Source organism: Candidatus Stygibacter australis (genome assembly GCA_030765845.1).
Lineage (GTDB): Bacteria > Cloacimonadota > Cloacimonadia > Cloacimonadales > TCS61 > Stygibacter > Stygibacter australis.
The window spans coordinates 1-18,772 of the sequence record JAVCDJ010000067.1; the positions used below are offsets into that span (position 1 = coordinate 1).

17 protein-coding genes are annotated in these 18,772 nt (G+C 38.6%); 11 read left to right on the top strand and 6 right to left on the bottom strand.

What is annotated here, in order from left to right:
• The 11 genes from RAO94_04145 to RAO94_04195 form a co-directional block, all read left to right on the top strand.
• Nucleotides 1–2,066: efflux RND transporter permease subunit (locus tag RAO94_04145; protein MDP8321525.1), on the top strand; the 2,066-nt coding region annotated here is incomplete at its 5' end.
• Between the two features lie 522 nt (nucleotides 2,067–2,588).
• Nucleotides 2,589–2,771, top strand: a complete 183-nt coding sequence (gene rpmF / locus RAO94_04150; protein ID MDP8321526.1) for a 50S ribosomal protein L32 — start codon at nucleotides 2,589–2,591, stop codon at nucleotides 2,769–2,771.
• Nucleotides 2,772–2,791: 20 nt separating this feature from the next.
• Nucleotides 2,792–3,805 carry a phosphate acyltransferase PlsX gene (gene plsX, locus RAO94_04155; GenBank protein MDP8321527.1) on the top strand — a complete coding sequence of 338 codons (1,014 nt, stop codon included), beginning with the start codon at nucleotides 2,792–2,794 and terminating at the stop codon, nucleotides 3,803–3,805.
• Nucleotides 3,802–4,794 carry a beta-ketoacyl-ACP synthase III gene (locus RAO94_04160; GenBank protein MDP8321528.1) on the top strand — a complete coding sequence of 331 codons (993 nt, stop codon included), beginning with the start codon at nucleotides 3,802–3,804 and terminating at the stop codon, nucleotides 4,792–4,794. Before plsX ends, RAO94_04160 begins: the two co-directional genes overlap by 4 nt.
• Before the next feature lie 17 nt (nucleotides 4,795–4,811).
• A complete protein-coding gene (fabD, locus tag RAO94_04165) occupies nucleotides 4,812–5,756 on the top strand; it encodes an ACP S-malonyltransferase (protein MDP8321529.1) in 945 nt (314 codons plus the stop codon).
• A 3-nt stretch (nucleotides 5,757–5,759) separates the two neighbouring features.
• Nucleotides 5,760–6,503 (top strand): 3-oxoacyl-[acyl-carrier-protein] reductase, encoded by a 744-nt coding sequence (gene fabG / locus RAO94_04170; protein ID MDP8321530.1) that lies wholly within the window; start codon nucleotides 5,760–5,762, stop codon nucleotides 6,501–6,503.
• 86 nt (nucleotides 6,504–6,589) lie between these two features.
• Entirely contained in the window at nucleotides 6,590–6,823 is a 234-nt protein-coding gene (locus RAO94_04175) for an acyl carrier protein (GenBank protein MDP8321531.1), read from the top strand.
• A 67-nt stretch (nucleotides 6,824–6,890) separates the two neighbouring features.
• Nucleotides 6,891–8,135: a beta-ketoacyl-ACP synthase II gene (gene fabF, locus RAO94_04180; GenBank protein ID MDP8321532.1), complete on the top strand. Its 1,245-nt coding sequence runs from the start codon at nucleotides 6,891–6,893 to the stop codon at nucleotides 8,133–8,135.
• Nucleotides 8,136–8,139: 4 nt separating this feature from the next.
• Nucleotides 8,140–8,877, top strand: a complete 738-nt coding sequence (rnc, locus tag RAO94_04185) for a ribonuclease III (GenBank protein ID MDP8321533.1) — start codon at nucleotides 8,140–8,142, stop codon at nucleotides 8,875–8,877.
• Complete coding sequence (locus tag RAO94_04190; protein MDP8321534.1) at nucleotides 8,874–9,860, top strand: radical SAM protein; 987 nt, start codon at nucleotides 8,874–8,876, stop codon at nucleotides 9,858–9,860. Before rnc ends, RAO94_04190 begins: the two co-directional genes overlap by 4 nt.
• A 3-nt stretch (nucleotides 9,861–9,863) precedes the next feature.
• Complete coding sequence (locus RAO94_04195; GenBank protein ID MDP8321535.1) at nucleotides 9,864–11,855, top strand: hypothetical protein; 1,992 nt, start codon at nucleotides 9,864–9,866, stop codon at nucleotides 11,853–11,855.
• Between the two features lies 1 nt (nucleotide 11,856).
• Here the strand turns inward: RAO94_04195 and RAO94_04200 are convergent, their stop codons facing one another.
• The 6 genes from RAO94_04200 to RAO94_04225 form a co-directional block, all read right to left on the bottom strand.
• The gene (locus tag RAO94_04200) at nucleotides 11,857–12,798 is read right to left on the bottom strand and encodes a calcium/sodium antiporter (GenBank protein ID MDP8321536.1); all 942 of its coding nucleotides are present in this window, start codon (nucleotides 12,796–12,798) and stop codon (nucleotides 11,857–11,859) included.
• Between the two features lie 8 nt (nucleotides 12,799–12,806).
• Entirely contained in the window at nucleotides 12,807–13,592 is a 786-nt protein-coding gene (locus RAO94_04205; protein ID MDP8321537.1) for an MBL fold metallo-hydrolase, read from the bottom strand.
• Entirely contained in the window at nucleotides 13,593–14,567 is a 975-nt protein-coding gene (locus RAO94_04210; protein MDP8321538.1) for an HD domain-containing protein, read from the bottom strand.
• A gap of 7 nt (nucleotides 14,568–14,574) precedes the next feature.
• Nucleotides 14,575–15,624 (bottom strand): PHP domain-containing protein, encoded by a 1,050-nt coding sequence (locus RAO94_04215; GenBank protein MDP8321539.1) that lies wholly within the window; start codon nucleotides 15,622–15,624, stop codon nucleotides 14,575–14,577.
• A 3-nt stretch (nucleotides 15,625–15,627) separates the two neighbouring features.
• On the bottom strand, nucleotides 15,628–17,544 hold the full coding sequence (locus RAO94_04220) for a T9SS type A sorting domain-containing protein (GenBank protein MDP8321540.1): 1,917 nt from the start codon (nucleotides 17,542–17,544) through the stop codon (nucleotides 15,628–15,630).
• Between the two features lie 94 nt (nucleotides 17,545–17,638).
• Complete coding sequence (locus tag RAO94_04225) at nucleotides 17,639–18,559, bottom strand: hypothetical protein (GenBank protein ID MDP8321541.1); 921 nt, start codon at nucleotides 18,557–18,559, stop codon at nucleotides 17,639–17,641.
• Between the last annotated feature and the right edge of the window lie 213 nt (nucleotides 18,560–18,772).

An 18,772-nucleotide genomic window follows, 5' to 3' on the forward strand; every position in this document is an offset into this window, starting at 1 on the left:
GTTGTGTGGTTATTTTCATATTTTTGAGGAATATACGTGGCAGTGCGATAATGGCAATATCCATGCCGGTATCAGTGATATTCACATTTGCAGTATTATATGTAAATGGTCTTACCTTGAATATTATCTCCATGGCAGGACTTGCTCTGGCGATAGGAATGCTGGTGGATAATTCAGTGGTAGTACTGGAGAATATATATCGACATCGAGAAGAAGGTTATTCCAAAGCCGAAGCAGCCAGCAAGGGTGCTCATGAAGTTACAAATGCCATTGTGGCATCAACAATAACTACCATATTTGTATTTGTACCAGTATTGTTTGTGCCAGGGATAACGGGTCAGATATTTGGAGATATGGTGATAACCATTACCTGCTCGCTGGCAGTATCACTGATAGTCGCGCTCACTTTAGTACCCATGCTGTCATCACGTTTGATCCGTACTCAGGCTCAAGAGGATGCCAGGAAGCAGAGTAAACTGGTGAAAGTCCTTAATAGATTTTTTAACTGGCTGGAAATTAATTATGCTAAAGTGCTGCATTGGGCAATCAATAATAAGCGGAAGGTACTCGTGTCAGTATTCTTACTGTTCATAGGTTCGCTGGCTTTGATCCCGGTTATAGGTGGAGAATTCATGCCTGAGACAGATCAGGGTCATATCCAGATCTATGTGGAAGCAAGACGAGGGACACCATATGAGGAGATGGAACAATTGGCTTTACAGGTGGAAACAGCTATGCGGGATGCTGTACCAGAGATAGAATCATCTTATTTGAGGTTTGGATCACAGGAAGGCTTAATGGCATTTGATTCCACGCCCAATAATATGGAAATACATTTGAAATTGAAAGATGAAAGCCTCAGGGAGCGAAGCCAGAAGGAGATTGAAGAGACGATCAGAGAGGATTTTGATAAAATTGCCGGAATCACCTATCGGATAACCCAGGGTGGTATGATGGGCAATGAGAAGGCGATCGAGGTGAAACTGATCGGAAATGATCTTACAAAAGGTGAAGAGCTGGCAGATCAGATATTTCAGAAAATGCAGAAAGTGAAGGGATTTGTGGATGTTGAGAAGAGCATCAAAGAGCAATCTCCCCAATTGGAAGTAAATCTCAGGCAGGATGTGATGAATGAATATGGATTATCTGCCATGCAGGTGGCGAGTATAATTTCATATTCTATTCAGGGAGTTACTGCTCAGCGTTATCGAGAAGAAGGAGATGAATATAATATCTTTGTTCGGCTTGATAAGCGTTATCGCAATGATCGAGAAGCATTGGAACAATTGATGATCCCTACAATGACAGGTGCTAATATTCCTTTGCGACAATTGGGTACAATAGAAGAGACTATATCACCACCTACTATCAGCAGGGAGAATCAGGAACGGTTTGTCAGCGTTAATTGCAATCTGGACAGGAAACTGGATTTGAATAAGGCAACACGTTATATTAATGAAATATTAAAGGATACTCCAATTCCTAATGAATTTACCGTATTGATAGGTGGACAGGCAGAGGATCAGCAGGAATCTAATTTCTGGCTGATGATAGCTTTTGCTGTAGCAGTTTTACTTGTGTATATGGTTATGGCTTCACAATTTGAATCGCTGATCGATCCCTTTATAATTTTCTTTACTATTCCTCTTTCACTAATCGGAGTATTTTTGATCCTGTTCTTAACAGGTACTAAATTGAGTATTATGTCGCTGGTGGGAGTGGTGATGCTGGTGGGAATAGCAGTAAATAACGGAATAGTGCTGGTGGATTACATTAATCAGCTTCGAGAGAGGGGATTAGGAGTGTTTGAAGCTGTGGAAAAGGCTGGTAAGGCAAGAATGCGACCAGTATTGATGACCGCTTTTACAACAATTTTCGGGATGATACCTCTGGCACTGGAAATTGGTTCAGGTGCAGAAATGTGGGCACCCCTGGCACGTTCAGTAATTGGAGGACTTTTTACCACTACAATTCTGACACTGGTAGTTATACCGGTGATTTATATCGTAGTAGAATATCTGGGCAGCAAGAAGACCAGAAAACGAGTACAGGAGATAAAGGGATAAATATACATTGGGCTGTCAAAGAAGGCAGCCCAATTTTATTATAATAATCGAAAAGTCAGACGCGACAAAGTTAATGAAACAATAGTTATATGATAAATCCATAAGTGAGAAAAGTGATCAGGAAAGCCACAGGGAACCCACAGAGAGTGTACTGGGAGTTTATTTTGAGACGTGGAAATATCTTAAATTGATTATTAGCAATGAATAACATCAGTTAAGGCAAGAAAACTGGTGATAGATAGCGAAAAATGCAGTTACAAGATCGGAAAAGATTTATAATAGTACGGTGGTAATATAGTGTGTCATGGGTTTTATAAGTATTAAAATTGCCTGAGAAGTTGAATTTTTGTGATTTATAAGTTTGGATTTTATGATCAACCATTGCGGAGGTGTAAACACCATTCGCAAGGTTTTGGATGGTTTAAATATTTATCTGCTTGACATGAGGGAGGAGGAGAAATTATTTGATTTTTCTTAAGCAGTTATTAAGATAAAGTGTAATATATAGATAAAGGAGTGATGATGGCAGTACCAAAACGTAAGACGTCGAAGTCACGCCGCGATAAAAGGCGGACACATTACAAGGCAGTAGCGCCGGCAGTAAGTACCTGCTCAAATTGCGGAGAACCGATGCGTCCTCATAACATCTGCAAAAAGTGCGGATTTTATAATGGTCGCGAAGTCCTTAAGATGGAGAAGGAATAAGTTTTCCTGAGTAATCAGGTATGCAAGGCAATAAAATAACCGTAGGGTTGGATGCCTTTGGCAGTGATAATGCACCTTACCCAGAAGTGGAAGGTGCAATTATTGCACTAAAGGAGGAGATTTGTGAAAAGATTCTTCTCTATGGTGACCAGGCGATTTTAAGCAAAGAGCTTGAAAAATATTTTTTTGACAAATCACGTTTAGAGATAATTCACTGCAGCGAAAGAGTAATAATGTCAGATTCTCCATCTAAGATCATGCGTCAGAAAAAGGATTCATCCCTGGTAAGGTTGATCCAGGACTGCCATGATAAAAAAGTGCAGGTATCAGTATCAGCAGGTAATACTGGGGCAGTGATGTCAGCTTCACTATTTATTTATGGCAGATTAAAGAATTTTCTACGTCCAGCGATAGCAACCCTTTTCCCGACGATCCAAGGGGTAGAACTGCTGCTGGACGTGGGAGCTAATGCGGAATGCAGTGTGGAAAATTTAGTACAATTTGCTGAGATTGGCAATCTATATACTAAGTATTTCTTTAAAATAGACCAGCCTCGAATTGGTTTGATAAATATTGGTGAGGAGAGTAGTAAAGGCAGTGAACTTTATAAATCAACTTATCAGTCATTATCCAATCACCCAGATATTAATTTTGTCGGAAATATAGAAGGAAAGGATCTCTTAAAGGGAAATGTAGATGTGATAATCAGTGATGGATTCACTGGAAATATTATTCTAAAGACGGTTGAAGGGGCAGCAACCTCTATGTTTAAAATACTTAAGGAACAGTTCAACCAGGACTGGATAAGCAAACTTGGAGCTTTACTGGCTTATCCTGCCTTTGCGTTTTTAAAGAAAAAGGTTGACCATAGAGAATATGGTGGCGCTTTATTGGTTGGACTGAATGGTCTTTCAGTTGTTGCTCATGGCAGGTCAGATGCTACGGCAATTAAAAATGCAATAAAAACCTCGGTGCGGATGGTGAATTCAAAATTTCTTGAGCATGCCCGAGAATATTATGAGAGTAAAAAATGAAACAGTATCATGCTAAGATAAAAGGTACAGGGCGTTCATTGCCTGACAAGATCTTAAACAATTTTGATCTTGAAAAGCTGGTGGAGACCTCAGACGAATGGATAAAGACACGAACTGGAATGTCTGAACGGCGAGTGGCAGCAGACGATAAAGCTTCCAGTGATTATGCCACAGAGGCAGCTGAGCAAGCTTTGCAGATGGCAGATATTCACGCGAAAGAACTGGATTTGGTAATTGTAGGTACAGTTACTCCTGATCATGCGTTCCCTTCAACAGCCTGTTTAGTTATGAAGAATCTGGGAATTAAGAACGTTCCTGGATTTGATATTTCAGCGGGTTGTCCCGGCTGGATATACACAATGAATATTGCTAAACAATATATTGAGACAGGAGTGTGTAAAAATATTCTGACTATCGGGGTAGATTTACTCACCAGGATCACAAACTACAAGGATCGAAATACCTGTGTGCTGTTTGGTGATGCTGCTGGTGCATCAATAGTTTCCCGAGCTTCTGAAGTGGATATTTCTCGTGTGATAGACTCTGATATTTCTGCTGATGGGAATTACTGGGATCTACTGGTTCAACCTGCTGGAGGTTCACGAACACCAGCAAGTTATAACACAGTACGTGAACGGCTTCACACCATAAATATGGAAGGTAATAAGGTTTTTAAGCTGGCAGTGCGCTCAATGTATAATTCCTGTGAAACTGTGCTCAAGCGTAATAATATGGATACGAATTCCCTGGACTGGGTAATCCCACATCAAGCGAATATGCGGATCATAGAAGCACTTGGTAAAAAGCTTAAAATGGATAGTAGTAAAATAATAGTAAATATAGATAAATATGGAAATACTTCGGCAGCTACAATTCCAGTAGCATTAGACGAAGTGATACGCAGCGGTAAAATACGACATGGAGATTTGGTTCTTATGACATCCTTTGGTGCTGGTTTGACCTCTGGGAGTCTATTAGTTAGAATATAATCCAAAAGCGAGGAAATATGCATAAGATAGCTTATATATTTCCCGGACAAGGCGCCCAGTATGTGGGAATGAGCCGGGAATTAATTGAAGCTGATTCAGAAAATGTAAAATATCTGGAGAAATTTCAGGAGAGAACCGGATATGATTTGGCAGATATAATACTTAATGGCCCAGAAGAAAAATTGAAAGATACCAGATTTACTCAACCTGCTATTCTATTTCACTCAATAGCTGCTTTAAAAATGTGGCAGAAAGAAATTGATATTGTACCTGACTTTGTGGCTGGTCATTCTTTAGGTGAATTTTCTGCTTTAGTAGCTAATGGAGTATTGGAACTTTCTGATGCAATGTATCTTGTTCATAAACGTGGTGAATTTATGATCAAAGCCAGTGAAGGCATGCCATATGGAATGACTGCAATTATTGGCTTATCTCCTGATATGGTAACTGAGCTATGTGAAAAGGCATCTCCAGCAGGAATCGTGATCGCTGCAAACTTTAATACTCCAGTACAAACAGTGATATCTGGCAGTCAGTCTGGTGTAGAAGCAGCAATGAAATTAGCTGAAGAGGCTGGAGCAAAACGTATAATCCCCCTGGTAGTGGGAGGAGCATTTCATTCACCTTTGGTGGCAAAAGCATCAGTTTGGCTGGAAGAAGAAATGGATAAGATCAAATTTTCATCAACAGATATTCCAGTAGTAGCAAACGTAGATGCAAAACCCTGGACAGAAATATCACAAATAAAAGAGAATCTTTCCAGACAGGTGAGTTCTTCAGTTCGTTGGGTGGAAAGCGTTAAATATATGAGTGATAGGGGAGTGGACAGATTTATAGAATTTGGTCCTCAGAAAGTACTCAGTGGTATGTTACGAAAAATAGATAAACAATTAAAGACATTTAATATAGAAAAACCTGAAGATATCGTAAATATGATAAATTCAATAGTAAATGGAGAATAAGTAATGGATTTAAAAGGTAAAACAGCAATAATAACAGGTTCTTCACGTGGCATTGGTAAGTCAATAGCGGAAGGAATTGCAAGCAGAGGTGCAACGGTTTGCATAATTGACCTACGCAAGGAGGATGTAGACTCAGTAGTGAATGAATTCAACAGTAAAGGATATAGTTGCTTTGGATTTACTTGTGATGTTACTGATTCAGAAAGAACTGGGCTAATATTCAAGGAGATATATAAATTAACAGGAAGTATCAATATTCTGGTCAATAATGCCGGGATCACAAAAGACGGTTTAATTTTAAGAATGAAAGAATCAGATTGGGATGCGGTGATCAATGTTAATCTAAAGGGAACATTTAATTGTATTCAGAAAGCCTGCAGATATATGATGAAGGAGCCTGGGAATTCGATAATAAATATATCTTCTGTGATAGGATTAATGGGAAATGCAGGTCAATCAAATTATGCTGCTTCTAAAGCAGGAATAATAGGTTTGACAAAATCCATAGCAAAAGAGTTTGCTGCAAAAGGATTGAGATGTAATGCAATTGCTCCTGGATTTATCAAGACAGCTATGACTGATAAACTCTCGGAGGATACTGTACGAGGTTATTCTGAAGCGATACCGATGAAGAGGATGGGCAGTCCAGAAGATATTGCAGACTTGTGTCTTTTTCTGGCATCTGAGATGAGCTCTTATATTACCGGTCAGGTAATAAACGTCGATGGTGGACTGGTAATGAATTAAAAAATAATCAGCGAAAAGGCTGAAAAATAAATTGGGAACCTGTAAATGTGAGGTAAACCTAAAATAAGAAAAAACTGGAGGATAATATGGACGTAACAGCAAAAGTTAAAGAAATTATTGTAGAAGAACTTGGAGTAGATGCGAGTGAAGTAACCCCCGAAGCAAAATTCATAGAAGATTTGGGTGCAGATTCACTTGATACAGTGGAATTAATCATGAAATTTGAAGAGGAATTTGATTTGGAAATTGAAGATGATGAAGCTGAAAAACTTACGACAGTAGGTGAAGCAATCAATTTCTTGAAAGGCAAATTGCAATAGTAAAACAGTTAGTATTATTAGTGGCGGATGGGTAAGCTCATCCGCTTTTTAGTACAGAGAGGTGACGATGAGCAAGCGAAGAGTTGTTGTAACTGGTTTGGGAACGATAAATGCGTTAGCCCATACCGTTGACGAATTCTGGGAAAATCTGCTGAAAGGGAAAAGCGGAATTGACCATGTGAAACATTTCGATTTAAGTCAAGATTATTCCAGCCGGATAGCCGGTGAGGTTCGCAATTTTGAGCCCGAAATTTATTATAATAAAAAGAGATTGAAAAAGCTCGATAGATATACAAAATTTGCCTTATGGGCAGCAAGAGAAGCTTTAGAAGATGCTAATATTGATGAAGCTCATTTCGATCCAGAAAGAAGTGGATGTATCCTTTGCACTGGTATTGGAGGTATGTACACATATGAAACTGAATGTGCAAAGCACTATCAGGTGGGACCCCGTAGAGTGAGTCCATTTTTCATCCCTAAGATGATTTCCAATGCAGGTTCCGCAGAAGTTGCAATCCAATACAATTTAAAGGGTATTAATTTTAATATATCTTCTGCCTGTGCAAGTGCTAATCATGGGATAGGAACAGCCTACAGGTCAATTCAGTATGGAGATGCTGATTTGATATTATGTGGAGGAGCTGAGGCATCAGTAACACCTTTAACCTTTGCCGGGTTTGGAAATATGAAAGCATTAAGTACCCGGAATGATGACCCACAGGCAGCATGTCGTCCTTTTGATTCAGGTAGAGATGGATTTATATTAGCTGAAGGTGCAGGGGTGATAATTCTGGAGGAGCTTGATCGTGCATTGGCAAGAGGAGCTCATATTTATGCAGAATTAATAGGCTATGGAGCATCCTGCGATGCATATCACATCACTGCTCCAGTAGAAGGTGGAGAAGGCGGTGCCAGAGCAATGAAAATGGCACTGGAAGATGCAGGTTTAGATCCTGAAGATGTTGATTATATTAATGCTCACGGAACCTCCACACCATTAAATGATGTGAACGAAACAAAATCAATAAAATCTGTTTTTGGTGATCATGCCTATAAACTGAAGGTGAATTCTACTAAATCTATGGTAGGTCACACTTTGGGAGCAGCTGCAGGAATTGAAGCTGTGGTATGCTGCAAGAGCATTCAGACAGGAAAAGTGCATCCTACGATTAATCTAACGAATCCTGATCCTGAATGTGACCTTGATTTTGTTGCTCATAATTCACAGGATTATCCCGTGAAAATTGCTATGAGTAATTCCCTGGGTTTTGGTGGACATAATGGAGTGCTGATCTTCAAAAAGTATGATTAATACTATGAAGAAACTGATCAGCAGTTTATTAGGGAATTCTCAAGTAAAAAAAGAAAATAGTAGTGGGTTATCCAATTTAATGGATATTCTCGATTATAAGTTTGATACTGAAGAACTTCTCCTTTCTGCCATAACGCACACTTCTGTGAATGGTAAGGAAGGAGAAAGTTCTGCTTTTGAGAGAATGGAATTTCTGGGTGATTCAATATTAGGGCTGATAATTGCTGAATCGGTTTTTGAAAGATTTCCTGATTATACAGAGGGAGAACTTTCAAAACTGAAGGCGAAGGTAGTTTCCCGCGATTTCTTATCAACGGTAGCGCGTAAACTTAATCTCGGCAGTTTTTTAGTATTAAGCCGGGAAGCTGAAAGAAGTGGGGGCAGGGATAACAGCTCAATCCTGGCAGATGCCATGGAAGCAATTATCTGTGCAATTTACCTTGATGGTGAAATTGAAGCAGCACGTGATTTTATTATATACAATATTTTTACAGGATACAAAGAGATATTTATTGAGCAGGATTTGATCAATTACAAGAGTAAACTCCAGGAATTTACCCAAAATGAAAGTCAAAACCTGCCTGAATATATTCTAATTGAGGAATCAGGTCCTGACCATGATAAGATATTTATGATCGAAGTGAAAGTAAATGATGAATTAATGGGTACAGGAGAGGGACATACAAAAAAGGAAGCCCAGCAGAAAGCCGCCAAAAGGGCTTGTGAAAAACTTAATATATGAGGATATTGCCTCTTTTTATTCCGCATCAGGGTTGTCCTTTTAACTGCGTTTATTGCAATCAGTTTTCAATTACTCAGAGTAAGGAAGTATCGCTATCATTTTTCCAGGAGTGCATTGAGGGGTTTTGTATAAAAAATTCAGCACCGGAAAAAGAGATAGCATTTTTTGGGGGTACTTTTACCGCTCTTCCAATGCAGAAGCAGGAAGAATATCTGGCATTAGCCTCACCTTACCTTACACAATTAAAAGGTATCAGAATATCTACCAGACCTGATGAACTCGATTCAAAATTATTTAGTTTTTTGAAGAGCAAGAGTGTTACAACAATTGAACTGGGTATTCAGAGTTTTAATACTGAAGTACTGAAATCATCTGGCAGAGGTTATACATCTTCAACTGCACTGAAAGCCTGTAAAGATGTAAAAGCAGCGGGTTTTGATCTGATAATACAATTGATGCCAGGATTACCGGGAGATACATTTGAATTCTTTGTTGAGTCTTTGAAAACAGCCGTTAAGCTTAAACCTCAAGGGATAAGATTATACCCCACGATAATTCTAAGGGATACGGTTCTGGAAAATTGGTATCAGCAGGGAATTTATCAACCTTTAAGTTTGGCAGATGCAATACAATGGCTAAAATATGCTCAGAAGCATTGTAAAGAAGAAGGGATAAATGTAATCAAAACAGGCTTGCATTCAGACCTGAAGAGTTCTGATATTGTGGCAGGTCCTTATCATCCAGCAATTGGAGAACTTGTCCAGATTGAACTTTTGTATGATGAATTAATAAATAAATGGCAACCAGGAATGACTCTATCAATACCAATAAATAAGAAGTCTCTATTTCTTGGTCATGGCAGAAAACTAATTAATAAGTTAAAAAGGAAATTACTGCTGGACAAAATTGCTGTAACACTAAATAAAGATCAAAAAGATATTGAGTATAGTTTTAAAAATGAGAAGGCTCAATATTACTGGTAGAACATGATATATCTTGGATTAATTAGCCTCACGGGCATTATAATATATTTCTACTGGCGGACAATGCCAGAGATAAGCAGGGGTAAACGCTATTTTCTTGCTATTTTAAGGTGGATAGCTCTTGCCATAGTGATGATATTGCTTTTCAATCCGATAATTAGATACTCACGCAGAAATCCCGTTCAGATGCGGCAATTGCTGCTTCTGGATAACTCGATTTCTATGAATGAACAATCTGATAATGTGAGTAAACTTCAAAAATATAAGGTACAAGCTGATTCGATAAAACTCCTGCTGGAATCGAAGGGATATAAATGTAAACTTCTGGAATTTGCTGATGGGATCAATGGAGATAAAGAATCAACTAGACTTACAAAGACATTTTCAGATTTGCAGGAACAAGACAATTATAAAAATGTAAAAGATTTGTTTATGTTTTCTGATGGCTGGTTTGATGACAGCGATCCAGAATTTATCCAAAATATTCAGTTTCCTGTGCATGTTATCCAGTCAGATTTTCAATCAACGAGTTTTGATCTTCAAATAACAAAGTTGAAATATAATAAGCGTTCCTGGCTGAAGGAAATCACTCCTTTTATTGTAGCTGTATCTTCATCTCATTATCAAGGTGGGGCAGAGCTGGATTTTTACATTTCAGATGAAAAAATAGAGACAAAGCAGATAAATTTTAAAGACGAGAAATATCAACAGGTTTTGTTTGAACATGAGTTTTCTCAAACCGGGTTACAACCAGTCAGAGTTGAGATCCACCAGGATAGTCTGCTGGAAGTGGGAATTGAGAATAATAGTTTTCCTGGAGCAGTTCTTGTATTAGAAAATAAAGCGGCTGTGAAGGTAATTTCTGACGAGTTATCATGGGAAGGTCGCTACCTGGTGCAGGCAGCAGAGAGAGATGAACGTTTTGAAGTTACTTATCTCTATAAGGGTTCTGATTTGCGTAAGAATCGGGATGTTGTGAGTCTGGGTTCTGAATTAGAAAATTGCCAGGTATTATGCCTGATAAATAATGGAAAATTGAATTTTACAAAATCTCAAATTGAGTTGATTGACCGCTATGTGGCAAATGGAGGAGGTCTTTATTATTTAGGACAACCTCTGGCAGGATTGGATCGAATTCTCCCAGTTCGCAGTACGGGTATTCGACGTATATTTGAGGGGAAATTTCGATTAACTCAAGAGAGTGCTGCTTATCAGAGTTTCCAGACCATTAAAAAGAATCTGGATGAAATACCACCAGTGAGATTTTATTATACTGAGCTAAAAACCTCTGGAACACTGTTAGCTGAATTTCCAGCTGAGCAAACACCTCCAGCCCTTGTTTTTCAGGAATATGGCAATGGCAAAGTGCTTTACGGCAGTTTTCTTGATCTGTGGAAATGGCAGCTTTGGGGCGAGGATGATCATTATTCTGATTTCAACAATAATATCATGCAATGGCTCAGCTATGCCAAAGCAAACAACTTTTTTGCCTGGAGTGAACAGAACAGCTATTTAATTGGTGAAGATGTTAATATTGAATTAGCTGCCTTTGATGAGAAATATGCCCCATTAACAAACCTTCAGGCAGAAATTGTGATCACAAAAGATGATCAGGAATATTTGCGTGACTATCTCAACCTGAATAATGAAAGATACAGTTTCAGTTTCACTGCCAAAGATCCGGCGGAATACAAATTTACTATTACAGATAAACAATCTCTGAAGGGAACTGGTGGTAAATTTATGATAATGTCTGCTAATTCAGAAGTAAGAGATAGAGGAATAAATAAATCTCTATTACAATACATCGCCAGGCAAACTGTTGGAAAAGAATTATTTAAGGTTAATGACCTGGCAGATTACCCAAAGGCTGAAAGTAGGTTTGATACTACATATTTTGAAATACCTCTCTATAAAAAGTGGTATATCATTACTTTATTTTTACTTAGTTTTTGTCTTGAGATATTTTTCCGCAAACGCTGGGGATTATTATAAACTATCCTCTTTGCAGCAGAAAATACATATAACCGGAATAGCAAAGAAGAAGAATAGCAGCTTCAAATTTATTTAATTTACTCACCTTACCCACAAACACAAGTAGGAAAAGTATCAGTGTGATCAAGGCCAGAATTGCCAGGTCAATATTTAAGGAAGGATTGAATATAACAGGTTTTATCAGTGAAGTAACTCCCAGCACCATAAAGATATTGAATAGATTTGAGCCAATTACATTACCCACGGCGATATCAGAGGATTTCTTTTTTAAGGCAATCAGAGAAGTTACAAGCTCAGGAAGACTTGTCCCGAATGCCACAATTGTCAAAGAGATCAATTCATTACTAACTTTGAAATATAAGGCGATCTTGACTGCATTATCTACAACAAGTTGACCACCGGCAAATAATCCAATTATCCCAAATATCAGGAATAATATAGTCTTAAGAACGGGCAGATCAGAATATTCTGATGAAATCTGCTGTCGGGGTATTTTCATTACATAAATGATAAATATCACAAGGCAGCCTATTAGGATCAATCCATCATACCGGGAAAGAATTTTGTCTCCTATCCAGAAACCATTGGATAATAAAATAATCAATATTGTGCCTAGAAAAACAAATGGGATTTCTTTACGGACTGTAGATTTCTGCAACAATAATGGTTTAAATAATCCCGCAAGTCCTAAAACCACCAGAGTATTGAACATATTACTGCCGATGACATTTCCATAACATATTTCTGGATGATTTTGAAAAGCAGATACAATATTTACAATTAATTCAGGAGCTGAAGTTCCAAAAGCCACGACTGTTAATCCAATAGCTATTTCAGAGATATGGAATTTCTTAGCCAGAGACACAGCTCCATCAATCAGAAAATCTGCTCCTTTGATCAGAAAAGCAAATCCCACAATCAATAACAATAGATTAATCAGCATTGACTCTCCTAGATATCCAGTAAGCTTAGCGCAGTATGTTGATTGGCAATATACAGCTCAAGCTCATGATTTATCATACTCAGATACCTTTTCATTTCACTTTCAGCCAATTCTGGAGTATTGTTTTTTTCACTCAGATGAGCCAGAATAAGTTTCTTTAACCCGGGATGTATAACTTGACTGATCACGCTAACAGCTTGTCTATTAGAAAGATGACCTTGTCGGCTTTTCACTCTTTGTTTAAGATGCCAGGGGTAGGGCCCTTCCAGCAGCTTGATCTCATCATGATTGCTCTCCAGGATCAGAGTAGTGCAATCCTGCAAGCGCTCCTTCATTAAGCGTGTCAGATAACCACAATCTGTTGCTATCCCTAACCTTGCGGAGGAATTATTCGTCTGCCGGACAATAAAATTGCTGCTTTCAACAGCATCATGTGAAGAAGCAAAGGGAATAATATGAAGATCTCCAATGCTGAAGGCTTTACCATGTTCAAAAAAGATCGTCTCTTGATTTAACCTTCCAATTCTGGCTGAAGAACAGGCATAGGTATCCGGGCTTATATAGAGAGGAATATCAAGTTTCCGACAGATAATACCTGCTCCAGAAATATGATCTGAATGCTCATGACTGATCACCACACCATGTAATTCTTCCGGTGAAATTCCCATTAGTTCCAGTCCGGATATAATCCTTTTCCCAGCAAGTCCTGCATCCACCAGGATGGCACCTTTATCACTTCTTATCACCAGGGAATTACCCCGACTACCGCTTGCAATTATTCCTACCTGAAACATTTATTTGATCTCTTCCTCATTTTTTCCTTTATAATAATATTTATTATTAAGCTTATCAAATTCACTCCAGTTACCTGAATGACCGGAACTGGCTTCAATTACCTGGCCAACTCCAGTCGCCTGCGCATCAAGATTATCACAGTGATGCAGGATAATTGCTTCCAGTATTTGAGGTAATCTCGCAGAACCCTTTTCATATTCCCCATGATGCGAGAGTATAAGGTGGCGTAATTTCATTAGAAGTTCAGCTGGAAAATTATTGATCAATTGTGCTTTGCTTGCTATGATCTGATCAGCAATGATTATATGCCCTATCAGTCTTCCCTGATCAGTAAAATTGATCGATGGAGGTGCTGTGTATTCTTCCACTTTCCCCATGTCATGTAATAAAGCACCCGCAATGATCAGATCGCGATCGACTTTATAATAATGTGCACTGAATTCACACAGATTTGCGACACTTATGGTATGTTCCAGCAAACCTCCCAGATAGTTATGATGCCAGGATTTTGCTGCTGGTGCCTGAGAAAAATTTACCAGGAATTCTTTATCTTCAAAGATTGATCTCAGAAGCTCATTCAAGTGTTCATTAGTCACAGAATCAATCAGAGTAAATAACCGTTCATTAAGCTTATGAATATCCTTTTCTGTTGCCAGAATGTAATCAGTAAGGTCAATTTCGAAATCCTGAACTTTTCTTGCGGTCTGAACAGTTATTTGAAGCTGATCTCGATAGCTGATCACAGTACCTTTTAATTTTACAATATCTCCACTTTCAAACTTATCAGAGATTGATACTGCGTTATTCCACACATTTCCCATCACATTACCAGTTTTATCTGATAACCTTAGACGAAGATAATTGCCATTTTTACTCTCTCGCAGTTCTTTATCTGCGACCAGAAAACAGGTTTCTATTTCTTTATTCAAATATTCTGGTAGATCCTGTCGGAATATCTTTACTGTTTTTTCCATTTTTACCTCATTTTATATAAATATTATTTGTATAGATCCAGCCCAGTCTGTTCAGTAATACTTCTAAACGATAATTTCCTGGGCTATTAATTTCAAATCTTCCTTTTTCATCAAGCTGCTGGCTAATTAAATCGCCATTATAATACAATCTAACTCTGGCTATCTTAGGCAAATGATAATAGTAATGCAAACCCTGTCTGAATTCTATTTCTTCCCCAAAACTCACTCCTGGTTCATTTTGAGCGGATATCCCAGCGTAAAAGTTATATGGTATGCCACGATGATAGTTGATCACATAGCTGCGACCTTCCGCCAGTGCTTTCAATATATTCTCCTTGTTTATCTCCCAGTCTTCAGGAAGCAGCACATTGGTGCGCACAGTGTTGAACATAAATTTGTGCTTTAGAAGAGTGAAGCTGAAGCACATTTTCTTAAATATCAAGCCATGGGCATCAACTGAGCCGATAGCAGCTTTGCGTTTACCAGCCTTATTCAAGTCGTCCCACCATTGGATAGAAGCTCGAGATCCACGACGGATAAAATTATGTGCCAGAAGCACCCACAATAACCCGTTTATACTGGGACGTATCTTGGATACCCAGTTAGATAAGGCATTCCAGATTTCCAGACCTGAAAACTGGTCAATAGAAGTATCAGTCCACACATATTTTCTGATCTGCCGGGAGGAACGTCGTTCAAAAGGGTGCGCTGCAAAAGTTATTGCTCCCTGATTACGGTAATAAGGCACATATTCCCCGGCAGGTTTATTTCTGAGAACTTCCTCATTGCCATACACCAGCAGATGATTATTATTATCCGGGTCATTGATCTCAAAACCAGGAATAATAGTTAATTTTTTTTCAGCTTTTAAAGATTTATCTTCTTTCGCTTCATTACTAAGATGATCATTTATGGCAATATAATCAAGATTATGCTTATAGGCTGCTTTGATCACATCTTCCACGGGTGTGCGCGAATCAAATGAATATTTTGTATGCACGTGCAGGCAGCCTGTAAGTTCCTGATATTTTCGCTGAAAGATCTTGCGGATGATCATGCTCTATTTCACCACCATGATCTTAAGCCAGTCTCTTTTAGCGGAATGGTTTATCTGCATGAGATATATGCCATTACCTGCCAGATGCTGCTTATTATCATATCCATCCCAGGTAAGCTCGCCAGCTTCAAGGTTCCGTACTATCTGTCCCTTGATATTATAAATATTTATCTGAACTGCACTGCTCCTGAGCGTTTCCGGTAATTTAACCTTCAAAGATCCTTGAAGATTAAAGGGGTTTGGGTACGCCAGGAAAGTATGTAATGAGCTGATCTCATCATCAGTAGTTTCCACGATGCCAAAATCCGAAAATGATAACTCACCACTAGCCCAGATCATATTATCATTTGTGTTTTGCACCCAGAATAAGAGTTTGCAGTTATTTATATCTCCACTGATAGGAGTAAATTTATATAATTGATTAAATTTGGTTCGCTTATCTACCGGTACTCCATTGGCTAATCCACCCAGTTCTGCTGACGCAAATTTGATAGTATCAAGGAATACTTTCCCATCTAACTGCTCATTTAAAGGCAGACCATCTTCATAGATCATCCCAAATATTTCACATGATGAAGCCAGACTGGTTAGTACCAGATTTTCACCCGGATCAAGAAGAACTGAAACATGCACATCTTCCAGTGTATCTACCAATGCTTCGATATGAGATATTTCCACAAAACTGTGCATACTATCAATCTCGGCACATTTTTCCAGTAGATGATTCTCATAATTATTTGCATCATACCCGATAATGGGGTCTCCACTGACCACAGTTGCCGGTAAATTATAAAGCTCATAATAATAGAATCGCTCCTCAGCTAGTGAATTATAATAACTGATATCCTGATAATTGGGGAAATAATTGATTGGCAGCAGCTGATAATCAGTAATTCCATCCTGAGTATTCCAGATCCCATCTGTATAGGTATCATCAAGTTCCACCATATTTTCAAACATTATACTGGATTGAGTATAATTAAATGTATTCCTGTTAATTTCCGCACTATTATTATCAATAAGCTGATCATCTTCACAATATAGAGTTGTGGTAAATTTATACTGCCCGGGATAAGAACTCAAAATATAACTAATATCATCAATTTCAGAAAGATCAATATCTGCTCCGGCAGCTATATCATATACATAAAGGGTATCGTTTTCCAATGCACCGGGAAATTCTTTTGTTATCACTACAGAAAGGCTGTCCACACTTACAGATGAGTTATTATGTATAGTTGCCCGGGGAAAGATCTCCTCACCTGCTGAAAAAATCCCTTCCAGATAGAAATCAGAAACCTCAAGGTCTATATCCATAAAATGAAACTCACCAGTCAGGGTGAATAAGAATTCATTCGCAAAACCATTGGCGGACATACTTAGCCAGCTTCCTTCATCTCCATAATAAGGATCCCAATAATAACTATGGCTGCCATCTCCATTAGATGCAGAAACATATTGCTGATTACCTAATCCAGTGGGGTAATTTACCACCAACCAGAAAAGTGTGTCAGCTGCTGCGGTAAGGTCAATCTCATTCCAGCCGGGTACAAGGTTTGCATTTGTCAGTGTGCTGGAAGTGATCTCTTCTCCAGGACCAAATGAACCATTACTGTATAATCCCACATTCATGTCTCCACTTACTGTGTAATTAGGCAGGTAAACCAAGGCACTTGCCGGGGCAAAGGTTAAGCTGTCTATACTACTGTAATAGCTCCTAAAATCAAATTCTACTGCCCAAAGGTGATTTTCTGCTTCGGGATATGTATAATAAAAATGTCGGTCATCATCACCCGTGTGATATGCTGCTTCATTTTCTCGCTCAATTCGGCTTACATCTATTCCACTGCCGGCTTCAAACTGCAAACCCCATGCTACTGAAGATAGCAGTATCAGACTCCAAATAATTAATGTTCTCATAATATTCTCCAACACAAAACTCATTGCTGCTTTAATTCTGTAAAGCTTTTTTCAAAGATCGTCATATGGCAAAATAATCTATTTACCGTTGATATTAATCGATTTCAGTTAATGGTTTTCCCAGCTCCGGTTTTCGCCAGCGCCGATGAACCCAGAACCAGTGCTCAGGATTAGCTTTCACAAGCTTGCCAAATGCATCATTGATCTCCTGCATCAAGGCAATTTGACCTTCCAGAGTGTTCTCGTAATCAGTTGTATCTATAGTCTCAGAATATTTCAATAAAGGATAACCTTTACTGGTGCGTGTGATTCCCACTATTACAACAGGAGCCTTAGACAATAAGGCAATTTTGGCTGTTGAGATATGAGTTGAAGCCTTATGCCCCAGAAAGTCAAGCTGATATCCCTGATATCTGGCATTTTGATCTATCATCATCACTACAAGTCCATTCTGCTTCAATTTCTTTAGTACTGGTCGCAAGGCATTTCCAGATTTTACGGGTTCACAGTTCTCCTTTAATCGCTGCTTATTCACATATTTATCAAAATAGGGATTTGATTGCCTTTTTACGATCACGCATAGTGGAGCCTGGTGCGCCATCAGTCGTCCTGACATCTCAAAATTACCTAAATGTCCTGTTACCACTATTACACCTTTACCTGCTTCGCGCAATCTATTAACTTCTTCCCACCCCCAAAATTCCAGATTCTCAAATACTTTCTCTGGTTTCATCAAGAATGATTCAACTGCAGTTAAACCCAGGTTTCGATACATTTCCTTCAATATTTGTTCTCGTCTTGCTTTGCTCATCTCAGGAAATACCATCTTAAGATTATTTTTTGCCAGATCACGGCGGAACTGGATTACTGAAAAGAGCCACATAGCTGCTTTTCTCAGGATAGTATCAGGTATCAGACGGGCAATAGAAATAGCTGTCCGTAAAAGGGCATACTCAATTTTATGGTTAATAGTACTCCAGCGTTTTATGCTGCTAATTCTCCGCTTCTTATTCATATTATTGATTCTTAATATTTCCTCATCCTTTATCACAGGCAATGATGTGTTTTCATTAACCTAAGGTCAAGAAAATTTGCCGGCATCATTAATCATTGGCGTGTAAAAGGTACTTTTTCACCAAGGCAGGATCATTATATCTGCCGAATAAGACCATGAGTTTTATTCTCATTTTATGTCCTCGCAGATCTCCGCCCAGGATCACACCCATCT